The organism is Pseudomonas sp. 2957 (genome assembly GCF_031456345.1).
GTDB lineage: Bacteria > Pseudomonadota > Gammaproteobacteria > Pseudomonadales > Pseudomonadaceae > Aquipseudomonas > Aquipseudomonas siliginis.
Genome location: NZ_JAVDUL010000001.1, coordinates 986,156 through 1,008,455, shown reverse-complemented (window position 1 = coordinate 1,008,455; position 22,300 = coordinate 986,156). Strand labels below are relative to the sequence as shown.

Genomic DNA, 22,300 nt, shown 5'->3' with positions numbered 1-22,300 from the left:
ACGCCGCCGGCAAAACATCCCTGCGCCGCTGCCGGGCATTTGTAACGCACACCTAAATTAGCCGTGCAGCCACTCGTTCTTCCCAGATAGCAAAGGCCCCTGCGCCTGTACCTCGACGGCGAACCTGAATGAGATGGCAATGACAAAACCGCGTTGGAAAAAGGCTCTATTCATCGGCCTGCCGCTGGCCCTGGCGATCAGTGCCGGCGCAGGATTTCTGGCCTGGGATTACTGGAACAACCCCGGCTATCCGGTGAAGGTGATGAAACAGGCGACGGAGTTGCAGGATCGCCTGCTGTCGTTCGACAGCCACATCACCGTGCCGCTGAGTTTCGGCAGCCACGACCACGAAGCCGACAAGGATGGCTCGGGCCAGTTCGACCTCATCAAGGCCAATCGCGGACGCCTGTCCGGCGCCGCGCTGACGGTGTTCGGCTGGCCGGAAATGTGGAACGGCCCGAATGCCCCGCACCGTCCGACCGAGGGTTTTGTCGAAGAAGCGCGCAATCAGCAGGAGGTGCGCTACAAGATCATTTCCGGGATCGTCCGCGACTTTCCCAATCAGGCCGGCATCGCCTACACGCCGGATGATTTCCGCCGCCTGCATGGCGAAGGCAAGTTTGCGATTTTCATCAGCATGCTCAACGCCTACCCGCTGGGCAATGACCTGAGCAAGCTCGACCTGTGGGCCGGGCGCGGCATGCGCATGTTCGGCTTCAGTTACATCGGCAACAACAGCTGGGCCGACTCGTCGCGGCCGCTGCCGTTTTTCAATGATTCGCCCGACGCCCTCGATGGTCTGTCGGACATCGGTAAACAAGCGGTGCAGCGCTTGAATGATCTGGGGGTGATCATCGATGTTTCGCAGATGTCGACCAAGGCCCTCGAGCAAGTCGCCGAACTGAGCCGCACACCGCTGGTGGCCTCGCACTCGGCGCCACGGGCGGCGGTGGATATCCCGCGCAACCTCAGCGACAAAGAACTGCAACTGATCAAGAACAGTGGCGGCGTGGTGCAAGTCGTCGCCTTCTCGCAATACCTGAAACCGCTGACCCAGGGCACGCAGGACAAACTCAATGCGCTACGTGCGCGCTTCGATCTGCCGCCACTGCCCAATCTGGCCATGGCACTGATGCCGGGCGATCCGATCATCACCGCCTGGTCGGAACAGAAGCTCGGCCAGTACGCCAGCGGCCTCTACGCGATCCTCGAAGAGGAACCGAAAGCCACCCTCAAGGACTTCGGCGACGCCATCGATTACACGGTGCGCAAGATCGGTATCGACCACGTCGGCATTGCTTCGGATTTCAACGATGGCGGCGGTATCAAGGGCTGGGAAAACGTCGGCGAGATTCGCAACGTCACCGCCGAACTGCTACAGCGCGGCTACTCCGAAGCGGATATCGCCAAGCTCTGGGGCGGCAATTTCATGCGCGTCTGGGATCAGGTGCAAAAGGCTGCGAAACCGGCGCTGGCGGCACGCCAGGAGGTGGCCCGGCCATGACTGATCGCCGCACTTTTCTCAAGCAGGCCGGCCTGCTCGCCGCCGCCCTGCCACTTGGCGCCAGCCTGAGTGCTCCGGCGGCCACCGCTGCCGTGCCCACTGCGTCGCGAGACAAATGGGCGCAGTTGCGTCAAATGTTCGATCAGGATCCCCAAGCGATTCACTTCGCCAATTTCCTCGTCACCTCGCACCCCAAACCGGTGCGCGAAGCGATCGAACGCCATCGCGCGGCGCTGGATCTGAATCCGGGTCTGGCGATGGATTGGGATCTGGGCGTCACCGAGAAACGCGAAGAAAACGTGCGCCACTGGGCCGGCCAGTATCTGCAAGCCAAACCGGCGCAGATCGCCCTGACCGGCAGCACCACCGAAGGCCTGGCGATGATCTACGGCAGCGTGCAGGTGCGCGCGGATCAGGAAATTCTCACCACGGTTCACGAACATTATTCGACGCGCAACATTCTCGATTTCCGCAGCCGTCGTGACGGCACGCGCGTGCGCAAACTCAAGCTGTTCGAAACCCCGCAGAGCATTTCTCTGGATCAGGTACTCGACACGATCAATCGCAATATCCGCCCCGAGACCCGCGTGCTGGGCATGACCTGGGTGCATTCCGGCAGCGGTGTGAAGCTGCCGATCAGCGACATCTCGCGGCTGGTCGACGAGCACAACCGTCAGCGCGACGACCAGGACCGGCTGATCTACGTGGTCGATGGCGTGCACGGTTTCGGCGTCGACGACTTGAGTTTCCCGCAGATGAACTGCGACTTTTTCATCGCCGGCACGCACAAGTGGATGTTCGGCCCGCGCGGCACCGGCATCGTCTGCAGCCGCACCGAAGAACTGAAATACGTCAGCCCCAGCGTGCCGACCTTCTCCGAGGCCACGGCTTTCTCGACCATCATGACCCCGGGCGGCTACCACGCCTTCGAGCATCGCTGGGCGCTGGACGAAGCCTTCAAGTTGCACCTGCAACTGGGCAAGGCCGAGGTGCAGACGCGCATTCATCAGCTCAACAGTTACCTCAAGCAACGCCTGCAAGAGCACCGCAACATCGAACTGGTCACCCCGCTCGACTCGCAGTTCTCCGCCGGCTTCACTTTCTTCCGGATCAAGGGCCAGGACAGCGATGAAGTGGCGGCCTGGCTGATGCAGAACCGGGTGATCTGCGACGCGGTCAGCCGCGACGTCGGGCCGGTGATTCGCACCGCGCCGGGCTTGCTCAACAACGAAGCCGAAGTGGATCGCTTCATGGACATCCTCGGCACCAAGCTGCGTGCCTGACCCTCGACTGCCGTTTTCCTTTCAAAGAGACGACCCATGAAAAAGCCTCACGCGTCACTCCTCTCCAAAGCCCTGCCCGCACTGGCGCTGAGCGCCCTCTGCGGCGCATTGATGCCCGGCACCGCGCAGGCGGCGACAGCACCCGCTGCGGGCAAAGTGTTCAAGGATTGCAAGGACTGCCCGGAAATGGTCGTGCTGCCGACCGGCAGCTACACCATGGGCACACCGGACGATGAAGTCGGCCGGCAGCCCGACGAAGGCCCGCTGCACACTGTGACGTTCAGCAAACCGTTCGCTATCAGCCGCTCGCAGGTGCTGGTGGGCGAATGGGACGCCTACGTGCGCGAGACCGGCAACAAACCCTACGACTTCGATGATCGTCCGGGCCGTCGTTGCACCGCCGGCAAACCGGAATTCAAACAGACGCCCCGCGACCCGGCGGTGTGCATGAACGTCGCCGAAGCCCAGGGCTACATCGACTGGCTGTCGAAAAAGACCGGGCACGCCTATCGCCTGCAAAGCGAATCGATCCGCGAATACGCCGCCCGGGGCGGCAGCACCGGGCCTTTCCCGTTCCCGTTCGATGAGGGCAAGGATTACCAGATATCCAAACACGCCAACACCTATGGCGCAGCCGACGGCTACAACTTCACCTCGCCGGCCGGCACCTTCCCGGCCAATGCGTTTGGCGTGTTCGACGCCCACGGCAACGTCTACGAATGGACCGCCGATTGCTATCACCCGGACTACTCCGGCGTGCCCGCCGACGGTCGCCCATGGACCCAGGAAAACTGCGAACGCCAGGTCATGCGCGGCAATGACTGGGGCGAGGCGCCGATCTTCTCGCGCTCGGGCAACCGCAACAGCAGCTGGCCGACCAGCAAGGGCGACTGGCTGGGCTTCCGCGTAGTACGCGACCTCTGATCCCGCCCTCGACGAGCGCAGCCACGCCTGCGCTCAGTTAAAGAAACTACCCGACCATTCGTTTTCCTTAAGTACCGGCACTCCCTCCGCATCGAAGCAGGAATCCTCCATGACCAAGCCTACGCGTGGGGCGATCAACGAATTGTTCGCCCTGCTCAAGCCCTTCCGCCTGATCGTCTCGGCGTCCATCGTGCTCGGCATGCTCGGCGGCCTGAGCGTCACCGTGCTGCTGGCGACCATCAACAACGCCCTGCATTCCGATGACGGCCTGACCCGCACGGTGGTGATGATCTTCGCCGGCCTATGTACTCTGGCCCTGCTGACCACGATCCTGTCGGACATCGGCACCAACTACGTAGGCCAGCACATCATCGCCAAACTGCGCAAAGAGCTGGGGGAGAAAGTCCTGTCGGCGCCGATCGACCAGATCGAACGCTATCGCAGCCATCGCCTGATTCCGGTGCTGACCCACGACGTCGACACCATCAGCGACTTCGCCTTCGCCTTCGCGCCGCTGGCGATTTCCATGACCGTGACCCTTGGTTGTCTCGGCTATCTGGCCATGCTGTCGTGGCCGATGTTCCTGATGATGCTGGTGGCCATCGCCATCGGCACCACCATCCAGGCCATCGCCCGGGCCAAAGGCATGCGCGGTTTCTACGCCGCCCGCGATTCCGAAGACGAACTGCAGAAGCACTACAACGCAATTGCCGAAGGCGCCAAGGAACTGCGCATTCACCGCCCGCGCCGCCAGCGCATGTTCGTCGCCGGCATTCAGAAAACCGCCGAGAAAATCTGCGACACCCAGATCAGATCGATCAACACCTTCGTCATCGCCAAGTCGTTTGGCTCGATGCTGTTCTTCGTGGTCATCGGCATGGCCCTGGCCCTGCAATCGCTGTGGCCGAGTGCCGACAAAGCGGTGATGAGCGGTTTCGTTCTGGTGCTGCTGTACATGAAGGGGCCGCTGGAGCACCTGATCAGCACCCTGCCGATCATCAGCCGCGCGCAGATTGCCTTCCGTCGCATTGCCGAACTCAGCGAACAGTTCTCCTCACCGGAGCCGCACCTGTTGCTGCAGGATCAGGGCAGCAAGCCAGCCGCCGTCAACAGCCTGGAACTGCGCAACGTGCGCTACGCCTTCCCTCCCGTGGAAGGCAGCGAGCCGTTCCGCCTCGGCCCGGTGAACCTGCGCATCGAACAGGGCGACATTGTGTTTATCGTCGGTGAGAACGGCTGCGGCAAGACCACGCTGATCAAATTGCTCCTGGGCCTGTACGCGCCGACCGAGGGCGAAATTCGCGTTAACGACAAGCCGATCACCGCCGTCAACCGCGATGATTACCGGCAGAACTTCACGACGATCTTCGCCGACTACTACCTGTTCGATGATCTGGTTCAGGGCGATCGTGAAGTGCCGCAGGATGCCACCCGCTACCTGGAACGTCTGGAGATCGCGCACAAGGTCAGCGTGCGCGACGGCGCGTTCAGCACCACTGACCTGTCCACCGGTCAGCGCAAACGCCTGGCACTGGTCAATGCCTGGCTCGAAGAGCGCCCGGTGCTGGTGTTCGATGAATGGGCGGCGGATCAGGACCCGACCTTCCGGCGGATTTTCTATACCGAGTTGCTGCCCGACCTCAAGCGTCTGGGCAAAACCATCATCGTGATTTCCCACGACGACCGTTACTTCGACGTCGCCGATCAACTGGTGCGCATGGAGGCCGGCAAGGTCAGAAGCGAACTGCAAACCGCTTGATCGAGGCAGCCGCGACCGGGCCGGAGAAAAAACTTTTCCGGTTTGCCGCGGCTTCCTCGTCTTAATGAGATGAATAAGAACCATTAACAACTATACCTGCCAAGGTCTTAACCTCATGTCCGCATCCCGTTTCATGCTTCGCCCTCTGACTCGAGCCCTGCTGATGCACGGCGCGACCCGCACACGCCTGGCCGGTAGCGGCCTGGGTCTGGCACTGACCCTCGCGGCAGCGCCGTATGTCCAGGCCCAGGAATGGACCCTGAATATCCCGGCCCAACCGCTGGCCCAGGCCCTGCAAACCCTCGGTCAGCAGACCAGCCTGCAAATCATCTACAGCCCGGAAAGCCTGCAAGGCCTGCGCTCCAGCGCCCTCAACGGCCGCTACCAGGATGACGAGTCACTGAAGGCGATGCTCAGCGGCACCGGCATTCGCTATCAGCGTGACGGCAACACCGTCACCGTGCTCGGCCCGGCCACCAGCGGCAACGCGATGGAACTGGCGCCGACCAACGTCAACGCCAACCGCCTCGGCGCCACCACCGAAGGCAGCAACTCCTACACCACCGGCGGCGTGACCATCGGCAAAGGCGTGCACTCGCTCAAGGAAACGCCGCAGTCGGTCACGGTGATGACCCGCAAGATGCTCGACGACCAGAACCTCAACACCATTGAACAGGTGATGGAGAAGACACCGGGCATCACCGTCTACGACTCGCCAATGGGCGGCAAGTATTTCTACTCGCGCGGTTTCCGCATGACCGGCCAGTACCAGTACGACGGCGTACCGCTGGACATCGGCAGCAGCTACGTGCAGGCGGACAGCTTCAACAGCGACATGGCCATCTATGACCGCGTGGAAATCCTCCGCGGCGCGGCCGGCATGATGAAGGGCGCGGGCGGCACCGCCGGCGGCGTCAACTTCGTGCGCAAGCGCGGCCAGGACACCCCGCATACGCAGCTGTCGCTGTCGGCCGGGACCTGGGACAACTATCGCGGCCAGGTCGACACCGGCGGCCCGCTGAACGACGCCGGCACTGTCCGTGGCCGCGCCGTGGTGACCCAGCAGACCCGTCAGTATTTCTACGATGTGGCTGAACGCCGCGACCAGATCTACTACGGCGCCCTGGACTTCGATCTCAGCCCCGACACCACCCTCGGTCTGGGCATGGCCTATGAAGACGTCGACGCCACCCCGTGCTGGGGCGGCCTGCCGCGCTACGCCGACGGCTCCGACCTGCACCTGAAACGCTCCACCTGCCTGAACACCTCGTGGAACAACCAGCGCAGCAAACGCGCCACCTACTTCGCCGACGTCAAACACCAGTTCAACGATGACTGGTCGCTAAAAGTCGCCGGCGTGTACTCGCGCAACACTCAGGAAATGGAATATTCCTTCCCGAGCGGCACAGTGCCCTTGGGCGCGACCGCCACCAACACGCTGATGCTCGGCAGTACCTATGATTACGATCAGCGCGACTACGGTTTCGATGCTTACGTCGACGGCAAATTCGACGCCTTCGGCCAGCAGCACGAACTGATCGTCGGCGCCAACGCCAGCCGTTCGCACAAGGACGACTTCTACGCGGTGGCGGCATTGCCACAGCGCCAGAACGTGTTCAACCCGAACCACAACATCCCGCAGCCGGATGAAAGCTACTACCTGGCCAACGCCTCCCGTGGCGGCCCGGTGGACATGCACATCAAGCAATACGGCGCCTACTCGATCGCCCGCCTGAAACTCGCCGACCCGATGACCCTGGTACTCGGCAGCCGGGTCAGCTGGTACAAATCCGACACTGACTCGGTGCAGTACTTCCGTGGCGAAGGCACCGAGGTCAACACCCAGTCCACCGAAACCGGCCAGGTCACGCCCTTCGCCGGCCTGCTCTACGACCTCAACGACAACCTGACCGCCTACGCCAGCTACACCGACATCTTCACCCCGCAAGGCTCGTACAAAACCATCGACGGCAGCACGCTCAAGCCGCTGATTGGCCAGAGCTACGAGCTGGGGATCAAGGGTGAGTGGTACGACGGTCGTCTGAACACCACGTTCAACCTGTTCCGCACCATCCAGAAAGATGCGGCCCAGGATGACCTGCGGTGCGAAGACAGTTCGTGCCAGATCAACTCCGGCAAGGTCCGCGCCCAGGGCTTTGAAGCTGAAGTCAGCGGTGAAGTGATCGACCGCCTGCAACTGTTGGCCGGTTATACCTACACCCAGACCAAGGTGCTGGAAGATGCCGATGCCACTCAGGATGGCGCGGTCTACAACTCCTACGTGCCGCGTCACCTGTTGCGCGTCTGGGGTGATTACGCCCTGAGCGGGCCGCTGGACCGTGTGACGATTGGTGCGGGGGTCAATGCGCAGACGGGCACCTACCGGGTTTCGCCTCTGGGCGGGGACAATGTCGATGGCGCGGGTTATGCGGTCTGGAACGGTCGCATTGGTTATCGGATTGATGACACCTGGTCGGTGGCGTTGAACGGCAATAACCTGTTCGACAAACGTTATTACGCGACTATTGGTACCGAGGGGTTCGGTAACTTCTACGGGGATCCACGCAATTTTGTGATGTCGGTGAAGGCTGATTTCTGATTTTTTGATTTGAGCTGTGAGAGAGCCCCGCATTGTGAGATGCGGGGCTTTTTGGTTTTTGGGATTGGGGATTGGGGGGCATATCCGTTGCTGCGGGTGCTGCCGCTGGCGGTTTCGCTCTTACAGCGAGTCACCTTTTCCAAACGCCGAAAAGGTAACCCAAAAGGCTTTGCCCCGGCGTACGGCCCGCTCGCTGGAGCTCGGGGTACCTTCGTTACGGGACCGATCCGGGCGCAGCGGCTCCGGTTGGCTTCGCTGCACCTACACTCGCTGTGTACGACTGCGTCGTACGGTCGCTGCGCTCCCACCCCCGGATCGATCCCGTAACGAAGCCTGCCGAAGGGGCAAAAGATCAAGAGCCAGAGCAAAAGCCCCTCACCCTAGCCCTCTCCCGGAGGGAGAGGGGACTGACCGAGGTGTTCAGGCGAAATACGCCGACTTGCGATATCGAGTCGAATGCAGATTCTGGAAAGCCCGCAAATCGGCTCCCTCTCCCTCGGGAGAGGGCTGGGGTGAGGGGCGAATCCAACACAGATCCAAAGCAGACCACACGCTTTTCACCACTCAACAATGAGCGTTAGCTCGAGTGCTTTTGATCTTGCTTTTGATCCACCGGCGACGTCGGAAGGCTGAGTGGAGGGATTGATCCGGGGGTGGGAGCGCAGCGACCGTTTGGCGCAGCCAAACACAGCGAGTGTAGGTGCAGCGAAGCAAACCGGAGCCGCTGCGCCCGGATCGATCCCGGAGCGAAGGAACCCGAGCCTGCGAGGGCCGAACGCAGGAGCTAGCGTTTTTTGCTTACTTTTTTAGGCGCTTGTAAAAAAGTAAGTCGCCGTCAGGCGAAACCGCCAGCAGCCGCTACCGAAGCAACGGATATTCACCCAATCTCAAGAGCCCGCGCAAGCGCCCCACCAACCCTCGAATAAACCTCCAGAACCCCAGGCACCACCACCCCCAACCGCAACAAATCATGAGTCAACCCGGCACAAACCTCGACCTCGACCTCAACCCCCTGCCCACGCAGCCTGTCGACATAAGCCTGCCCCTCATCCAGCAATGGATCAAACCCGGCGAGCAGCACAATGGCCGGCGCCACCCCACGCAAATCCTCCGCCAGCAACGGCGAAAAACGCCAATCCAGATAATCCTCCGGCCCTCGCGCATAGTGCTGATAAAACCACTCCAGCGTGTCGTTCTCGAGCAAATACCCCTCGCCAAACAACAGCCGCGAATCATGCACCCGCGAAGCATCGGTCACCGGATAACACAACAACTGCGCCTTGGGCGCGATAGCCACCGTGTGCGGCCGCCGCACTGCCTGAATCGCCAGCACCGTCGCCAACGTGGCGCCCGCGCTGTCGCCACCAAACGCAACGCGCGAACCATCCAGGCCGAGGCTCACAGCCTCTTCGGCCAGCCAGGCCAAAGCGTCCTCGCCATCCTCCAGCGCTGTCGGAAAGCGATGCTCCGGCGCCAGTCGATAACCGACCGAAAGCACCGCACACGGCGTGCGCTGACAAAACTCGCGGCAGACGCCGTCGTGGGAATCCAGACTGCCAACGACAAATCCGCCACCGTGGAAATACACCAGCACCGGCAGCGGCGATTCAACACCGCTGGGCCGATACAAACGTAACGCCAGCGCCGCACCGTCACGGGCATGTGTTTCGATCTCGGTGACTTCAAGATCCTGCGGCGCCGGCCAGCGCAGTTGCGCGGTGGTCTGCTCGAAGGTGGCGCGGGCCTCGCTCGGGGTCAGTTGGTGCATGGCCGGCAGGCCGGCGTCCTGGCTGTCTTGAGCGAGGTCGAGGAAAGCTTCCAGATCAGGGTGTAACGACATCGTTAAAAATCCTTGTATCCGCAATAGGACGGGCGCGCCTGGGCAGCGCCCGCGCAAAAGACCGGGCGATCAACCCACACGCGCCATGCAATGTTCGATCAACGCTTCAAGTTCACGCTGGTAATCGCTCATCAGCGCATCCATGGTGCCGGCGCGGTAACGCTGGCTGCTGTAGATGCAGCGCAAGGCCAGTTGCCCGTCATAGACCTGGCCGACGATTTCCAGCCAGTTGCCCAGGTTGGCCTTGAGGCTGTAGTTGTCGCCGGTTTCTTCCAGTGCCGGCACCAGCAACGCCTGTTCATCGAAGCTCTGGTCGAACTGCCCGAGGTAGTTGAACGTCACCCGTGCCTGCGGCAATGCAGCCAGTTGCGCCGAGATTTCCGGCCCGGCCAGATGACGCAGCACGCCATAGCCGATGCCTTTCTGCGGTACGCCCGCCAGTTGCGCCTGCACATCGATGATCGACTGGCCGATGTCATCGCTGTCCGGGCGCAAACGCACCGGGAACATGCTGGTGAACCAGCCGAGGCTGCGGCTCAGGTCGATCGATTCGAAGAGGTCTTCGCGCCCGTGCCCTTCAAGCAAAATCAACGCCGACGGTTGCTGGCTCCAGCGGCACAGGGCGCGACTGAGCGCTGACAACAGCAAGTCGTTGATCTGCGTGCCGTACACCGCCGGGGCCTGTTTGAGCAGTTGTTCGGTGTGCTCGCGGGACAGCTTGAGCCGCGCCTGCGCCTGTTGCCGCACGAGGTTCTTGCCGCGCGGGTTGTCGCACGGCAGATCAACGCCGGGCTGATCCAGTTGCTCCAGCCAATAGCTCAATTCCTGCTCGGCAATCACCGGCGCCTGCGCCTGCAATGCCTCGGCAAACGAACGATAACTGCTGGTGCGAATCGGCAGCTGCGGCGCCAGCCCCTGCACGCACGCCTCATAAGCGACTTTCAGATCGTCGAGCAGAATCCGCCACGACACGGTGTCGACCACCAGGTGATGAATCACCACCAGCAACCGCGCCTGACCATCCGGCAAGGCCACATGCATGACCCGCCAGACCGGCCCGTCATTGAGTTTGAGGCTGCGCTGCGCGAGGTTGGCCAAGGCTTCGACCTCTTCGCTGCTTTGCGCTTCACGGCGCCACAGCACAGCCTCGTCGGACGCGCTGCTGCTATAGCGCTGCAACCAGCGCCCGCCGTCGTTGGAAAAACGCAGACGCAACGAATCGTGATGCTGTTCGATCAAGCCCAGCGCCTGTTCCAGGGCATCGAGATCCAGCGGCTGACGTGCGCTGAGCAGCAACGACTGGTTGTAGTGATGCGCCTCGGCCATGCCTTCGGCGAAGAACCATTGCTGGATCGGCAGCAAATTGAACGCACCCTCTGCAGCGACCTGAGTCAGGTCCGGCAACGCTTGCCCGGCGCCCTCCTTCGCCACTTGCTGCTCTACGATGCCGGCGATGGTTTGATAGCGCATCAGATCACGCAGCTTCAGCTCCATCTGCAGGGTCGGGTGGTTTCTCACCCGCGAGATCACTTGCAGGCTGAGGATCGAATCGCCGCCCAGTTCAAAGAAGTTATCGCTGATACCGACCTGCTCGACCTGCAACACCTGCGCCCAGATTTCCGCCAGCAGGCGTTCCTGCTCGGTGCGCGGGGCAACATATTCGTCGCTTTTGAACTCCGGCTCCGGCAAGGCCTTGCGATCGAGTTTGCCGTTGGGCGTGACCGGGAACGCGCTGAGGCAGACGATCTGCGCCGGCACCATGTATTCCGGCAGCGAAGCGCGCAGCCCGGCCTTGAGTTCATCGCCGATGTCTTCACCGCTGGCGGTGACCACGTAGCCGATCAGTTGCTTGCCGGAGGCATTGTCGCGGGCAATCACCAGCGCATCGCTGACCGCCGGCAACTGACGCAGGCTGGCCTCGACTTCGCCCAGCTCGATGCGGAAGCCGCGCACCTTGACCTGATGGTCGATGCGCCCGACGTAATCGACCACGCCGTCCGGGCGACGACGCACCAGATCGCCGCTGCGGTACAGGCGCTCGCCCGGGGCAAACGGGTTGGGCACGAAGCGCTCGCCGGTCAGGTCGGGGCGTCCGTAGTAACCACGGGCGACGCCGTAACCGCCGATGTACAACTCACCGGCAAAGCCCGGCGGCAGCGGATTCAGATCGTCGTCGAGCACGTACAACGAACGCGCACCGACCGCGCGACCGATCGGCGCGTATGCCGCTTCGCACTGCTGGCTGATGGCGACTTTCCAGAGCATCGGCGTGACCACGGTTTCGGTCGGGCCGTAGCCGTTGGTGAAGTATTGCGGACGCAACGCCGCTTTCACCTGTTCGAAGGTCTGCTCCGGCACCGCATCGCCACCGAAGCAGTAGATGCGCACTGGCGGCGGCGCAATGCCGCTGGCAGCCGCGTACTCGGCGAGTTGTTTGAGATAGGCCGGCGGGAAGCAGGCAATGGTCACGCCGTAATCGTGCAGGGCCTGATAGGTCTGCTCCGGCGTCCACAAACAACCGTCGCGGATCACCAGACGACCGCCGCTGTACAGCGTACTCACCCAGCGTTCATGGGCACCGTCGAAAGCGAACGACATGAAGTGCAGCTCGCAACTGCTCGCGTCCATTTCGTACAACTCGGCGATCGCCTGGCAGTGCATGCTCAGCGGTCCCTGGGTGACGGCCACGCCTTTCGGCCGTCCGGTGGAGCCGGAGGTGTAAACCAGATAGGCCAGGCTCTGCTCGTGAACATCGCAGACCGGTGCGGCATCGCTGTAAAGACTGCGATCGAGCTGATCGATTTCCAGGCGCAACACGCCATGCGGCACCGGTAACGTCGCGCGCAGGCTGGTTTGCGTCAGCAGCAGGGCCATGCGCGAATCTTCGATCATGTAGGCCAGACGCTCCGGCGGGTAATCGATGTCCAGCGGCACGTACGCCGCACCACTCTTGAGCACGGCGAGGAAACTCACCAGCATTTCCAGCGAGCGCGGCAACGCCACGCCGATCACCACTTCCGGCCCGGCGCCATGGGCGATCAGGCACTGCGCGAGTCGATTAGCCTGCCGCTCCAGCTCTGCGTAGCTCAGGCTCTCGCCGGCGCATTGCACTGCGATCGCATCCGGTTGCTGTTGCGCATGACGGCTGATCAGCTCCGGCAACAGGCGCGGTTCATGGCGGTGCGCCGGCTCGGCGCTCCAGGCCTGCGCCGCTTGCCATTGTTCAGCGGACAGACGCTGCAAGTTGCCCAGCCGCTCATAAGGCGCGGCCATCATCGCCGCGAGGGTGTTTTCCAGGGTCAGGCGAATGCCTTGCACCGCCTCGGCGCTGAAGTGGCTGCGCAAGTACAGGTACTCGATCGACAACTCGTCGCCGAGCATCACCGCAAGGTCCATCGGCACGTTGGTCACGCCATGGCCGATGGATTTGCCAAAGGTCAGCTCGGTGTCGGTTTCTTCCTGCAAGCGCTCGTCGATCGGGAAGTTCTCGAACACCACGATGCTGTCGAACAGCGCCTGACCACCGAGGTTCGACCAGCGCTGCACATCGGCCAGCGGCGCCTGGGAGTAATCGCGAATGTCGAGGTTGTAGGCCTGCACTTCGCCCAGCCAGTCGGCCAGGCGCTGATCAGCCTGCGGGGTCTGAATGATCGGCAAGGTGTTAATGAACAGGCCGAGCATGTTGCCGACGTTCGGCAGACTTTCCGGACGCCCGGATACGGTGGCGCCGAAGGTCACCGTTTGCTGGCCGGTGTAGCGTTGCAACAGCAGCAGCCACGCGCCCTGAATCAGCGTGTTGGGGGTGATGCGCAGGTCGCGGCAGAACTCCAGCAGGCGCGCGGTTTGCGCTTTGTCCCAATTTGAATAGAGCGCATCGTGACCGGTAACGTCGGCACTGTGGCGCGGGTGCATCGCCTGACTCAGCGCGGTCGGTTCGTTGACCACCGCCAGACGCGCCTTCCAGAACAGCTCTTGGGCATCCTGATCCTGCGCCTGCAACCAGGCAATAAAGTCGCGATAGCGGCCGTTCTCGCCAGTCACCTGGCCCGTGGAATAGAACTGCAAGACCTCGCCGAACAACCGCGAACTGCTCCAGCCGTCCATCAGAATGTGGTGGCTGGTCCAGATCATCTGGTACTGCTCGTCGCCCAGCTGCAGCAGGGTCACCCGCTGCAAACGCGCCTCGGACAAGTCGAAGCCCAGCGCGCGGTCGGCACTGGCAAATTCGGCAATCGCCGCCTCGCTGCAGTCCTGCCCACGCCAATCGAGCACCTGCATCTGCAACGGCGCTTGGCGATGGACGACCTGCAACGGCTTGGCCAGCCCATCCTGCCAATGGAAACTGGTGCGCAGGATCGCCTGCCGCACAATGATGAATTCCCAGGCCTGGCGGAAACGCTCAACGTCGAGGCCCTTGATCGGCAGGCTGACCTGTTGCACATAGAGGCTGCTGCCGTTATCCGACAGCGTGTGGAAGAGCATGCCTTCCTGCATCGGCGACAGCGGATAGACGTCTTCAATCAGCTCCGCCGGCACCGGCAAGGCATCGAGCTGCGCCTGATCCAGTTGCGCCAACGGATAGTCGGCGGCGCTGGCTGATTGTGCGTCTTCAAGCGAAACCACTGCGGCCAGTTTCTGCACCGTCTGCTGCTGGAACAGGTCCTTGGGCGTGAAGCAAATGCCCTGCTGACGCGCACGGCTGACCAGTTGAATCGAGATGATCGAATCACCGCCGAGGGCGAAGAAATTGTCGGTCACGCCGACCTGCTCGATCTTCAGAATGTCCTGCCAGACCTCGGCCAGTTGCTGCTCCAGCGGCGTCGATGGCGCGACGTAATCGCGTTGTGCCTGGCTGGCATCCGGCGTCGGCAAGGCCTTGCGATCAAGTTTGCCGTTGGGTGTCAGCGGCAACTGTTCGAGGAACAGCCACTGCGCCGGCACCATGTAGTCCGGCAGATGCGCCTTGAGCGCGGTTTGCAGCGCAGTGCTCAGCGCGTCCAGTTGCGCGGGGCTTTGATCAGCCTCGGCCGGTACCACATAAGCGACCAGTTGCTGGCCGCCAACGCCGTCCACCGCCAGCACCACGCCTTCGCGCACGCTGGCCTGGGCCAGCAGACGCGCTTCGATTTCCCCCAGTTCGATACGGAAGCCGCGCACCTTGACCTGATGGTCGATGCGGCCGACGTATTCGATACGGCCGTCATCCAGCCAGCGCGTCAGGTCGCCTGTGCGGTACATACGCTCGCCGTTGCTCGCCAACGGGTTGGGCACGAAACGTTCGGCGGTCAGGCCCGGGCGCAACAGATAGCCACGGGTGATGCCCTCACCGGCCAGATACAGCTCCGCTGCGATGCCGAGCGGTGCTGCCTGCAATTGCCCGTCGAGCAGGTACGCGGTGGTGTTGCGCAGTGGCCGGCCGATATTGGCCTGGCCGCCGAGTTCGCGGCGGGTCCAGGTCGAATACGTGGTGTCTTCGGAAGGCCCGTACAGATCGTAAACGTGGGCGACCGAAGTCTCGCGGTACAAGGTGTCAACCAGCGCCTGTTTGAGCGGCTCGCCGGCCAGATTGATGATGCGCACGCCCGCCGGGATCTGGCCGATGCGTTGCAACGCGGCAATTGCCGACGGCACGGTGTTGATCAGGCGCACCTGATCACGCTCGGGCAAGTCCGCCAGCTCCAGGGCATTGCGTGCCATGACCATGGATCCGCCGCGCGCCAGGGTGACGAAAATCTCCCACACCGACAGGTCGAAGCACACCGACGTCGAGGCCAGCACGCCTTGCAGATCGTCCTCGCTGTAGACCTCGGCGGACCAGTGAATCAGCGCCTGCACGTTGCGATGGGCGATGGCCACGCCTTTCGGTTTGCCGGTGGAACCGGAGGTGTAGATCACGTAGGCCAGATTGGCCGAGTCGGCGCGCGCCGGCAGGTTGTCCCGCGCCTGCGCGGCGAACGCCTCACCGCCGGCCTCGACCAGCACCACGTGGGCTTCGCTGGACGGCAGTTGCGCCAGCAACGCTTGCTGGGTCAGCAGGACTTTCGCCTGGCTGTCATCGAGCATGTAGGCCACGCGGTCGGCCGGGTAGTCCGGGTCCAACGGCACGTAGGTGCCGCCGGCCTTGAGCACCGCCATCAGGGCGATCACCAGTTCCGCCGAACGCGGCAGCGCCACGCCGACGCGCACTTCGGCGGTGACACCCAGCGTCACCAAATGCCGGGCCAGCTGATTCGCCCGCAGGTTCAGTTCGCCATAGCTGAAGGCCACGCCGGCATGACTCAACGCCAGTGCCTGCGGATGTGCTGCGACCCTTGCTTCAAAGCTCTGCGAGATCAACCGCTCGGCCGGATAAGCCGCGTGATTGTCGTTCCACTGCGCCAGCGTCTGACGCTCGGCCAGCGGCAGCAGACCGATCTCGCCGAGTGCACGCTGCGGCGCTGCGATAAATTGCTCGAGCACTTCACGCAAATGCGCCGCCAGACCAAGCACGCTGCGCTCGGCGAAGTGCTCGGTGAGGTAGTTGAAATCGAGGTTGAGCACTTCGCTGGCACCAGCGATCAGGGTCAGGCCGTAGTTGGTCTGTTCACGATGCTCCAGACCGGAAAAGCGCAGCCCGCCCGGATTGGCCTCCAGCGCTTCGGACACCGGGTAGTTCTCGAACACCAGCAAAGTGTCGAACAACGCTTCGCCACTCAATGCGGCCAGACGCTGAATGTCCTGCAACGGCGTCTGTTCGTAGTCGCGCAACAGCAGGTTCTTGTCCTGCACGCTGCGCACCCAGTCGCCCACACTGAGGGTGGCCTGCGGGCTGGCGATCACCGGCAGAGTGTTGATGAACAGCCCCAGCTGTTCTTCGATGCCCGGCAAATCCACCGGACGCCCGGATACCGTGGCGCCAAACGCAACGGTGGCCTGGCCGGTATAGCGCTGCAACACCAGCAGCCATGCCGCCTGCACCAGGCTGTTGAGGGTCACCTGTTGCTGACGGGAGAAGCTGTTCAGACGCTGGGTCAACGCTTCATCGAAATGCAGACGATGCATCTGTTTGCCCGGCCCCGGCACGGTGCGTCCGTGGCAGGCGGAGGCCAGTCGGGTCGGCTCGTCGAGTTCGGCCAGTTGCCCGCGCCAGAATTCCTGCGCGGCCGCCTTGTCCTGGCCCTGTAGCCACACCAGAAAATCCCGATAGCGACCCTGCGCGCTCGGCACCGGCTGGCCGGCGTAATCCTGCAGCACCTCGCCGAACATCCGCGAGTTGCTCCAGCCATCCATGAGGATGTGGTGGCAGGTGAAAATCAGTCGATGGCGGTCGTCGGCAGTGCGCAGCAGGCACAGACGCAACAGCGGCGGATTCTGCAGATCGAAGCCACGTTCGCGGTCGGCCTGCGCCCGTGCTTCAAGCACCGCCGGCAGATCGGCGGCATCGCGCACATCGATTTCCGGCATTTCCAGGGTCAGTTGGCGGTTGATCACCTGCAACGGCGCATCGAGGCCATCGCGCCCCCAGATGAAACCGGCGCGCAGCACTTCGTGGCGATCGACCACCCGCTGCCAGGCTTGCTGAAACCGCGCGACGTCGAGGCCGTCGATGTCCAGCAGCATCTGATAGACGTAGGCGCTGGCGTCGGCGTCGTACAGGCTGTGGAACAGAATGCCCTGCTGCATCGGCGCCAGCGGATAGATGTCCTCGATGCGCTGGGCGGCGATCGGCAGGCTGTCCAGATGCGCCTGGGACAAACCGGCCAGCGGCACGTCGGACGGAGTCAGCCCCCCGGAATGACTGAGGCAGTGGTCGATCAATTCGCTCAGCGCCACTTCGTAGGCACGGGCCAAACCGACAATGGTCGCCTCTTCGAAAACGTCGCTGCTGTAGGTCCAGGTCAGGCTCAACTGGCCCTGATAAACCCGACCATCGATGGTCAGCCAATTGGCCATCGGCGCGTTTGCGTCCTGACCGGCGCCCTTGTCTTCGGTGGCCGGCCGCCACAAGGCGTCTTCGTCGAAGTTGTTATCGAACTGGCCGAGGTAGTTGAACGTCACCTGCGGTTGCGCCAGTTCACGCAGCGCCGCTTGTGCTTCGGCGGTACCGAGATAACGCAGCAAGCCGAAGCCGATGCCCTTGTTGGGGATCGCGCGCAGTTGCTCCTTGATGCCTTTGATCGAGGTTTGCAGACTGGCGTTTGGTGTCAGGCGCACCGGGAACATGCTGGTGAACCAGCCCACGGTGCGGCTCAGGTCGATGTCATCGAAGAGGTCTTCGCGGCCATGGCCTTCGAGCTGCACCAACGTGCTGTCGCTAGCGGTCCACTCGCACAGCACCCGCGCCAGTGCGGTCAGCAGCAGGTCGTTGACCTGGGTGCGGTAGACCGCCGGAGCCTGTTGCAGCAATTGGCGGGTACGTTCGGCGTCCAGCCGCGTGTCGACGCTGCGTTCGAAGCGGTTGTTCAATTGGCCCTGCGGATTATCCAGCGGCAAACCGAGCGGAACATCGCGCAACTGCTCGCGCCAGTAGCTCAGTTCGCTGCCCAGCGCCGCGCTGCTCGCATGTTCTTGCAGGCGCAAGCCCCAGTCCTTGAACGCGCTGGTCTTGGCCGGCAGATGCACGCTCTGTCCGCTGCTGATCTGCTGATAGGCGCTTTGCAGGTCTTCGAGCAGGATTCGCCACGACACGCCATCGACCACCAGGTGATGAATCACCAGCAACAGACGCTGACTGGCGTCCGGCATATCGACCAGCGCCGCGCGGATCAGCGGGCCGTTGTGCAGGTCGAGGCTGCGTTGCAGGTCCAGGCACAGCGCTGGCAGTGCCGCGCTGTCGTCCAGCGTAAAGCTGCGCAACAAGTCTTGTGGCTGATCCGCCGCGCCGTGGCTTTGCTGCCAGCCCTGCTCGGTTTGGCGATAACGCAGACGCAAGGCGTCATGCTGTTTTTGCACCTGCGCCAGGGCCTGTTGCAGCGCAGTGGCTTGCAGGGTTTTCGCCGGGGTCAGCAGGATCGACTGGTTCCAGTGATGCCGCGCCGGGATGTCGCTGTGGAAAAAATACTGCTGGATCGGCGTCAGTGGTGCGTCGCCAAGCACCTCGCCCTGCTCCGTCTGCACGGCGTCGCTTTGTTGCGCGACGGTGGCCAGACGCTGCACGGTCTGGTGCTGAAAAATGTCCTTGGGCGTAAAGCGAATGCCAGCCTGCCGCGCGCGGCTGACCACTTGAATCGAAATGATCGAATCGCCGCCCAGCTCGAAGAAATTATCGTGAAGCCCGACCCGCTCGACCTTGAGCACGTCCTGCCAGATCTCCGCCAGACGCTGTTCCAGTTCGCTGCGCGGCGCGGAGTAGGCCTCTTGCACCTGCGCAACGTCCGGCTGCGGCAGCTGCTTGCGGTCGAGCTTGCCGTTGGCGGTCAGCGGCAGTCGGTCGAGGAACGCCCAACTGACCGGAACCATGTAATCGGGCAGGGTTTCGCGCAGGTGCGCCTTGATCGAATCGCGCAGGGCGCCCTGCTCGTCCGCGTTCACTGCCTCGACGGGCACGACCCAGGTTGCCAGTTGCTGACCGCTGAGGCCGTCCACCGCCAGCACCACCGCTTCGCGCACCTGTGGATGCTTGAGCAGTTGCGCTTCGATTTCGCCGAGCTCGATGCGGAAACCACGGATCTTCACTTGGTGGTCGATACGACCGATGTACTCGATCACCCCATCGCCGCGCAGCCGTGCGAGGTCGCCGGTACGGTACAGACGCTGGCCGGCCTTGCGGTTGAACGGGTCGGGCACGAAGCGGGTGGCGCTCATTCCGGCCTGATTCAGATAACCACGGGCGAGACCGGCGCCAGCGATGTACAACTCACCGATGCAGCCTTGCGGCACCAGGTTCAGCGAGCTGTCGAGCAAGTACCACGACAGGTCGACAATCGGCGCGCCGATCGGGCTGCTGTGATTGCTCTGCAGATCGGCCAGCGACAATGGCCGGTAGGTCACGTGCACGGTGGTTTCAGTGATGCCGTACATGTTGATCAGCGTCGGCGCGTGATCGCCAAAACGCTCGAGCCACGGACGCAGATTCTGTACTTCCAGCGCCTCGCCGCCGAACACCACGTAACGCAGGGCATTGCTGCGCGCAGATTCACAGGCAACCTGCATCAACGGCTTGAATGCCGACGGCGTCTGGTTCAACACCGTGACATTTTCATCGCACAGCAGCGTGTAGAAATCCTCTGGCGAACGGCTGACGTCGTGGGGCACCACCACCAGTTTGCCGCCGTACAGCAGCGCGCCAAAAATCTCCCACACCGAAAAGTCAAACGCGTAGGAATGGAACAGCGTCCAGCTGTCCTGCGCGCCGAAATCGAACCAGTGCGCGGTGGCGCTGAACAGGCGCATCACGTTGCCGTGCGGCAGCAACGCGCCCTTGGGTTTGCCGGTGGAACCGGAGGTGTAGATGACGTAGGCCAGATTGTCCGGCGTGGTCAGGCATGGCGGGTTGCTTGCGATGCCGTGCTCCGGCGCCTGATTCAGATCGAGGCAGATCAGCCCCGGCGGCAGCGGCAATTGCCCGAGCAAATGGCCCTGGGTCAACAGCAATTGAATACCGCTGTCGTCGATCATGTAGCTCAAGCGGTCATCCGGGTAGCTCGGGTCCAGCGGCACATAGGCGCCGCCCGCTTTCAGCACCGCGAGAATGGCGACGATCATGTCCAGCGAACGCTCCACCGCCACACCGACGCGCACGTCCGGGCCGACGCCCTGCTCGAGCAGCGTATGCGCCCACTGGTTGGCGCGGCGATTGAGTTCAGCGTAGGTCAGGCGTTGTCCTGCGAAGGTCACGGCCACCGCGTCGGCATGCCGCTCGGCCTGGGCCTCAATGGCTTGCTGGATGCACGGCGTCAGCGGTTGTTCAATCAGCGACGGATTCCATTGCGCCAACAGCTGTTGCTGCTGGCCGGCGTCGAGCATCGGCAATTGGCCGATGCACCGGGTCGGCTCGGCGACGATCGCCTGCAACAGCGCGGTCCAGTGTTGCGCCAGGCGCTCGATGGTCGCTGCGTCGAACAGGTCAGTGGCGTACTTGAGCACCGCTTCGATGCCGTGCGCCTGTTCGGTAGTGTTGAGGGTCAGGTCGAATTGCGCGGTCTGGCTCTGCCATTCCAGCGGTTCGATGTTCAGGCCGTTAAGGCGCGTCGCAACGCTCGCACGGCGCTCGGCCTGGTGGTTGAACATCACCTGGAACAGCGGACTGTGGCTGAGGCTGCGGCCCGGCTCCAGCGCTTCGACCAGTTGCTCAAACGGCAAGTCCTGATGCGCCTGCGCCTCCTGCGCCGTCTGTTTGACCTGACGCAGCAGTTCGACAAACGGCAGCTCTGCGTCGATGTCCGCCTTGAGCACCTGGGTGTTGACGAAGAAGCCGATCAGGCGCTCGATTTCCACTCGGCCACGGTTGGCCACCGGCACGCCGACTCGGATGTCGCTTTGCCCGCTGTAGCGATGCAGCAAGGCCTGAAACGAAGCCAGCAGCAACACGAACAGGGTGACGTTTTCCTGCCGGGCAAAGGCCTTGAGGGCATGGCTCAGCGCCGGATCGAGAATCAGGTTGTGGCTGGCGCCGGCGAAGCTCTGCTCCACCGCGCGCGGGCGATCCAGCGGCAGTTCCAGTACCGGTTGTTCGCCGCCGAGCTTGGCCTGCCAGTAGGCCAGTTGTCGCTCCTGCTCACCGGCCTCCATCCACTGGCGCTGCCACAAGGCGTAATCGGCGTATTGAATCGGCAGCGCCGGCAGACCGGCGTCGTGACCGAGGTTGAAACCGGCATAGAGCTGCACCAGTTCCTCGATCATCACTTGCAGCGACCAGCCATCGGAAACGATGTGATGCAGGGTCAGCACCAGCACATGCTCAGCGGGGTTGACCTGCAGCAGCGCAGCACGCAGCAACGGGCCGTGCTGCAGGTCGAAAGTCTTTTGGCTCTGGGTCTGGACGAAAGCCTCGATCGAGTGCTCCGGGTCATGCGCCAGATCAGTGCTCAGGTTGTGAATATCGAGGGTAAAAGGTCCTGCGGGCAGGACCACTTGCAAGGGTTGCGCGCTGTCTTGAGAGAACACCGTGCGCAAGGTTTCGTGGCGCTCGATCAACTCCGCGATGCTGCGTTCCAGTGCCGGCACATCCAGCGGCCCCTGCAAGCGCAGGGCCGTCGGAATGTTGTAGGCCGCGCTGTGCGGTGCCCACTGCCAGAGGAACCACTGGCGCTGCTGAGCGTAGGACAGCAGCAACGGCTCTTCAGCCGTGCGCTTGAAAACCGGGGCAATGTCAAAGAGGTTGACGCCTTTCTGCTTGAGCAGAACCGCCAGAGCCTTTCTTTGCTTAGCCGAAAGTTGTCCTACCGACTCGATTAACTCTTGCACGCGTTTT

7 protein-coding genes are annotated in these 22,300 nt (G+C 62.8%); 5 read left to right on the top strand and 2 right to left on the bottom strand.

What is annotated here, in order from left to right; all coding sequences use genetic code 11:
• Nucleotides 1-139: 139 nt before the first annotated feature.
• From pvdM to J2Y39_RS04495, 5 genes are all read left to right on the top strand, one after another.
• Complete coding sequence (pvdM, locus tag J2Y39_RS04515) at nucleotides 140-1,504, top strand: pyoverdine-tailoring dipeptidase-like protein PvdM (protein ID WP_160769553.1); 1,365 nt, start codon at nucleotides 140-142, stop codon at nucleotides 1,502-1,504.
• Entirely contained in the window at nucleotides 1,501-2,787 is a 1,287-nt protein-coding gene (locus J2Y39_RS04510; RefSeq protein WP_310215375.1) for an aminotransferase class V-fold PLP-dependent enzyme, read from the top strand. The genes pvdM and J2Y39_RS04510 overlap by 4 nt, the downstream gene beginning before the upstream one ends.
• Before the next feature lie 36 nt (nucleotides 2,788-2,823).
• Nucleotides 2,824-3,711, top strand: a complete 888-nt coding sequence (locus J2Y39_RS04505; protein WP_024012359.1) for a formylglycine-generating enzyme family protein — start codon at nucleotides 2,824-2,826, stop codon at nucleotides 3,709-3,711.
• 109 nt (nucleotides 3,712-3,820) lie between these two features.
• A complete protein-coding gene (locus J2Y39_RS04500) occupies nucleotides 3,821-5,470 on the top strand; it encodes a cyclic peptide export ABC transporter (RefSeq protein ID WP_310215371.1) in 1,650 nt (549 codons plus the stop codon).
• Between the two features lie 115 nt (nucleotides 5,471-5,585).
• Nucleotides 5,586-8,069, top strand: a complete 2,484-nt coding sequence (locus tag J2Y39_RS04495; RefSeq protein WP_310215368.1) for a TonB-dependent siderophore receptor — start codon at nucleotides 5,586-5,588, stop codon at nucleotides 8,067-8,069.
• A gap of 877 nt (nucleotides 8,070-8,946) precedes the next feature.
• On the opposite strand, the gene J2Y39_RS04490 is transcribed toward J2Y39_RS04495, so the two are convergent.
• Together J2Y39_RS04490 and J2Y39_RS04485 are read right to left on the bottom strand one after the other, a co-directional pair.
• Nucleotides 8,947-9,909: an alpha/beta hydrolase gene (locus J2Y39_RS04490; RefSeq protein WP_310215365.1), complete on the bottom strand. Its 963-nt coding sequence runs from the start codon at nucleotides 9,907-9,909 to the stop codon at nucleotides 8,947-8,949.
• Between the two features lie 69 nt (nucleotides 9,910-9,978).
• Nucleotides 9,979-22,293, bottom strand: coding sequence for a non-ribosomal peptide synthase/polyketide synthase (locus tag J2Y39_RS04485; RefSeq protein WP_310215362.1), 12,315 nt, complete (start codon nucleotides 22,291-22,293; stop codon nucleotides 9,979-9,981).
• Between the last annotated feature and the right edge of the window lie 7 nt (nucleotides 22,294-22,300).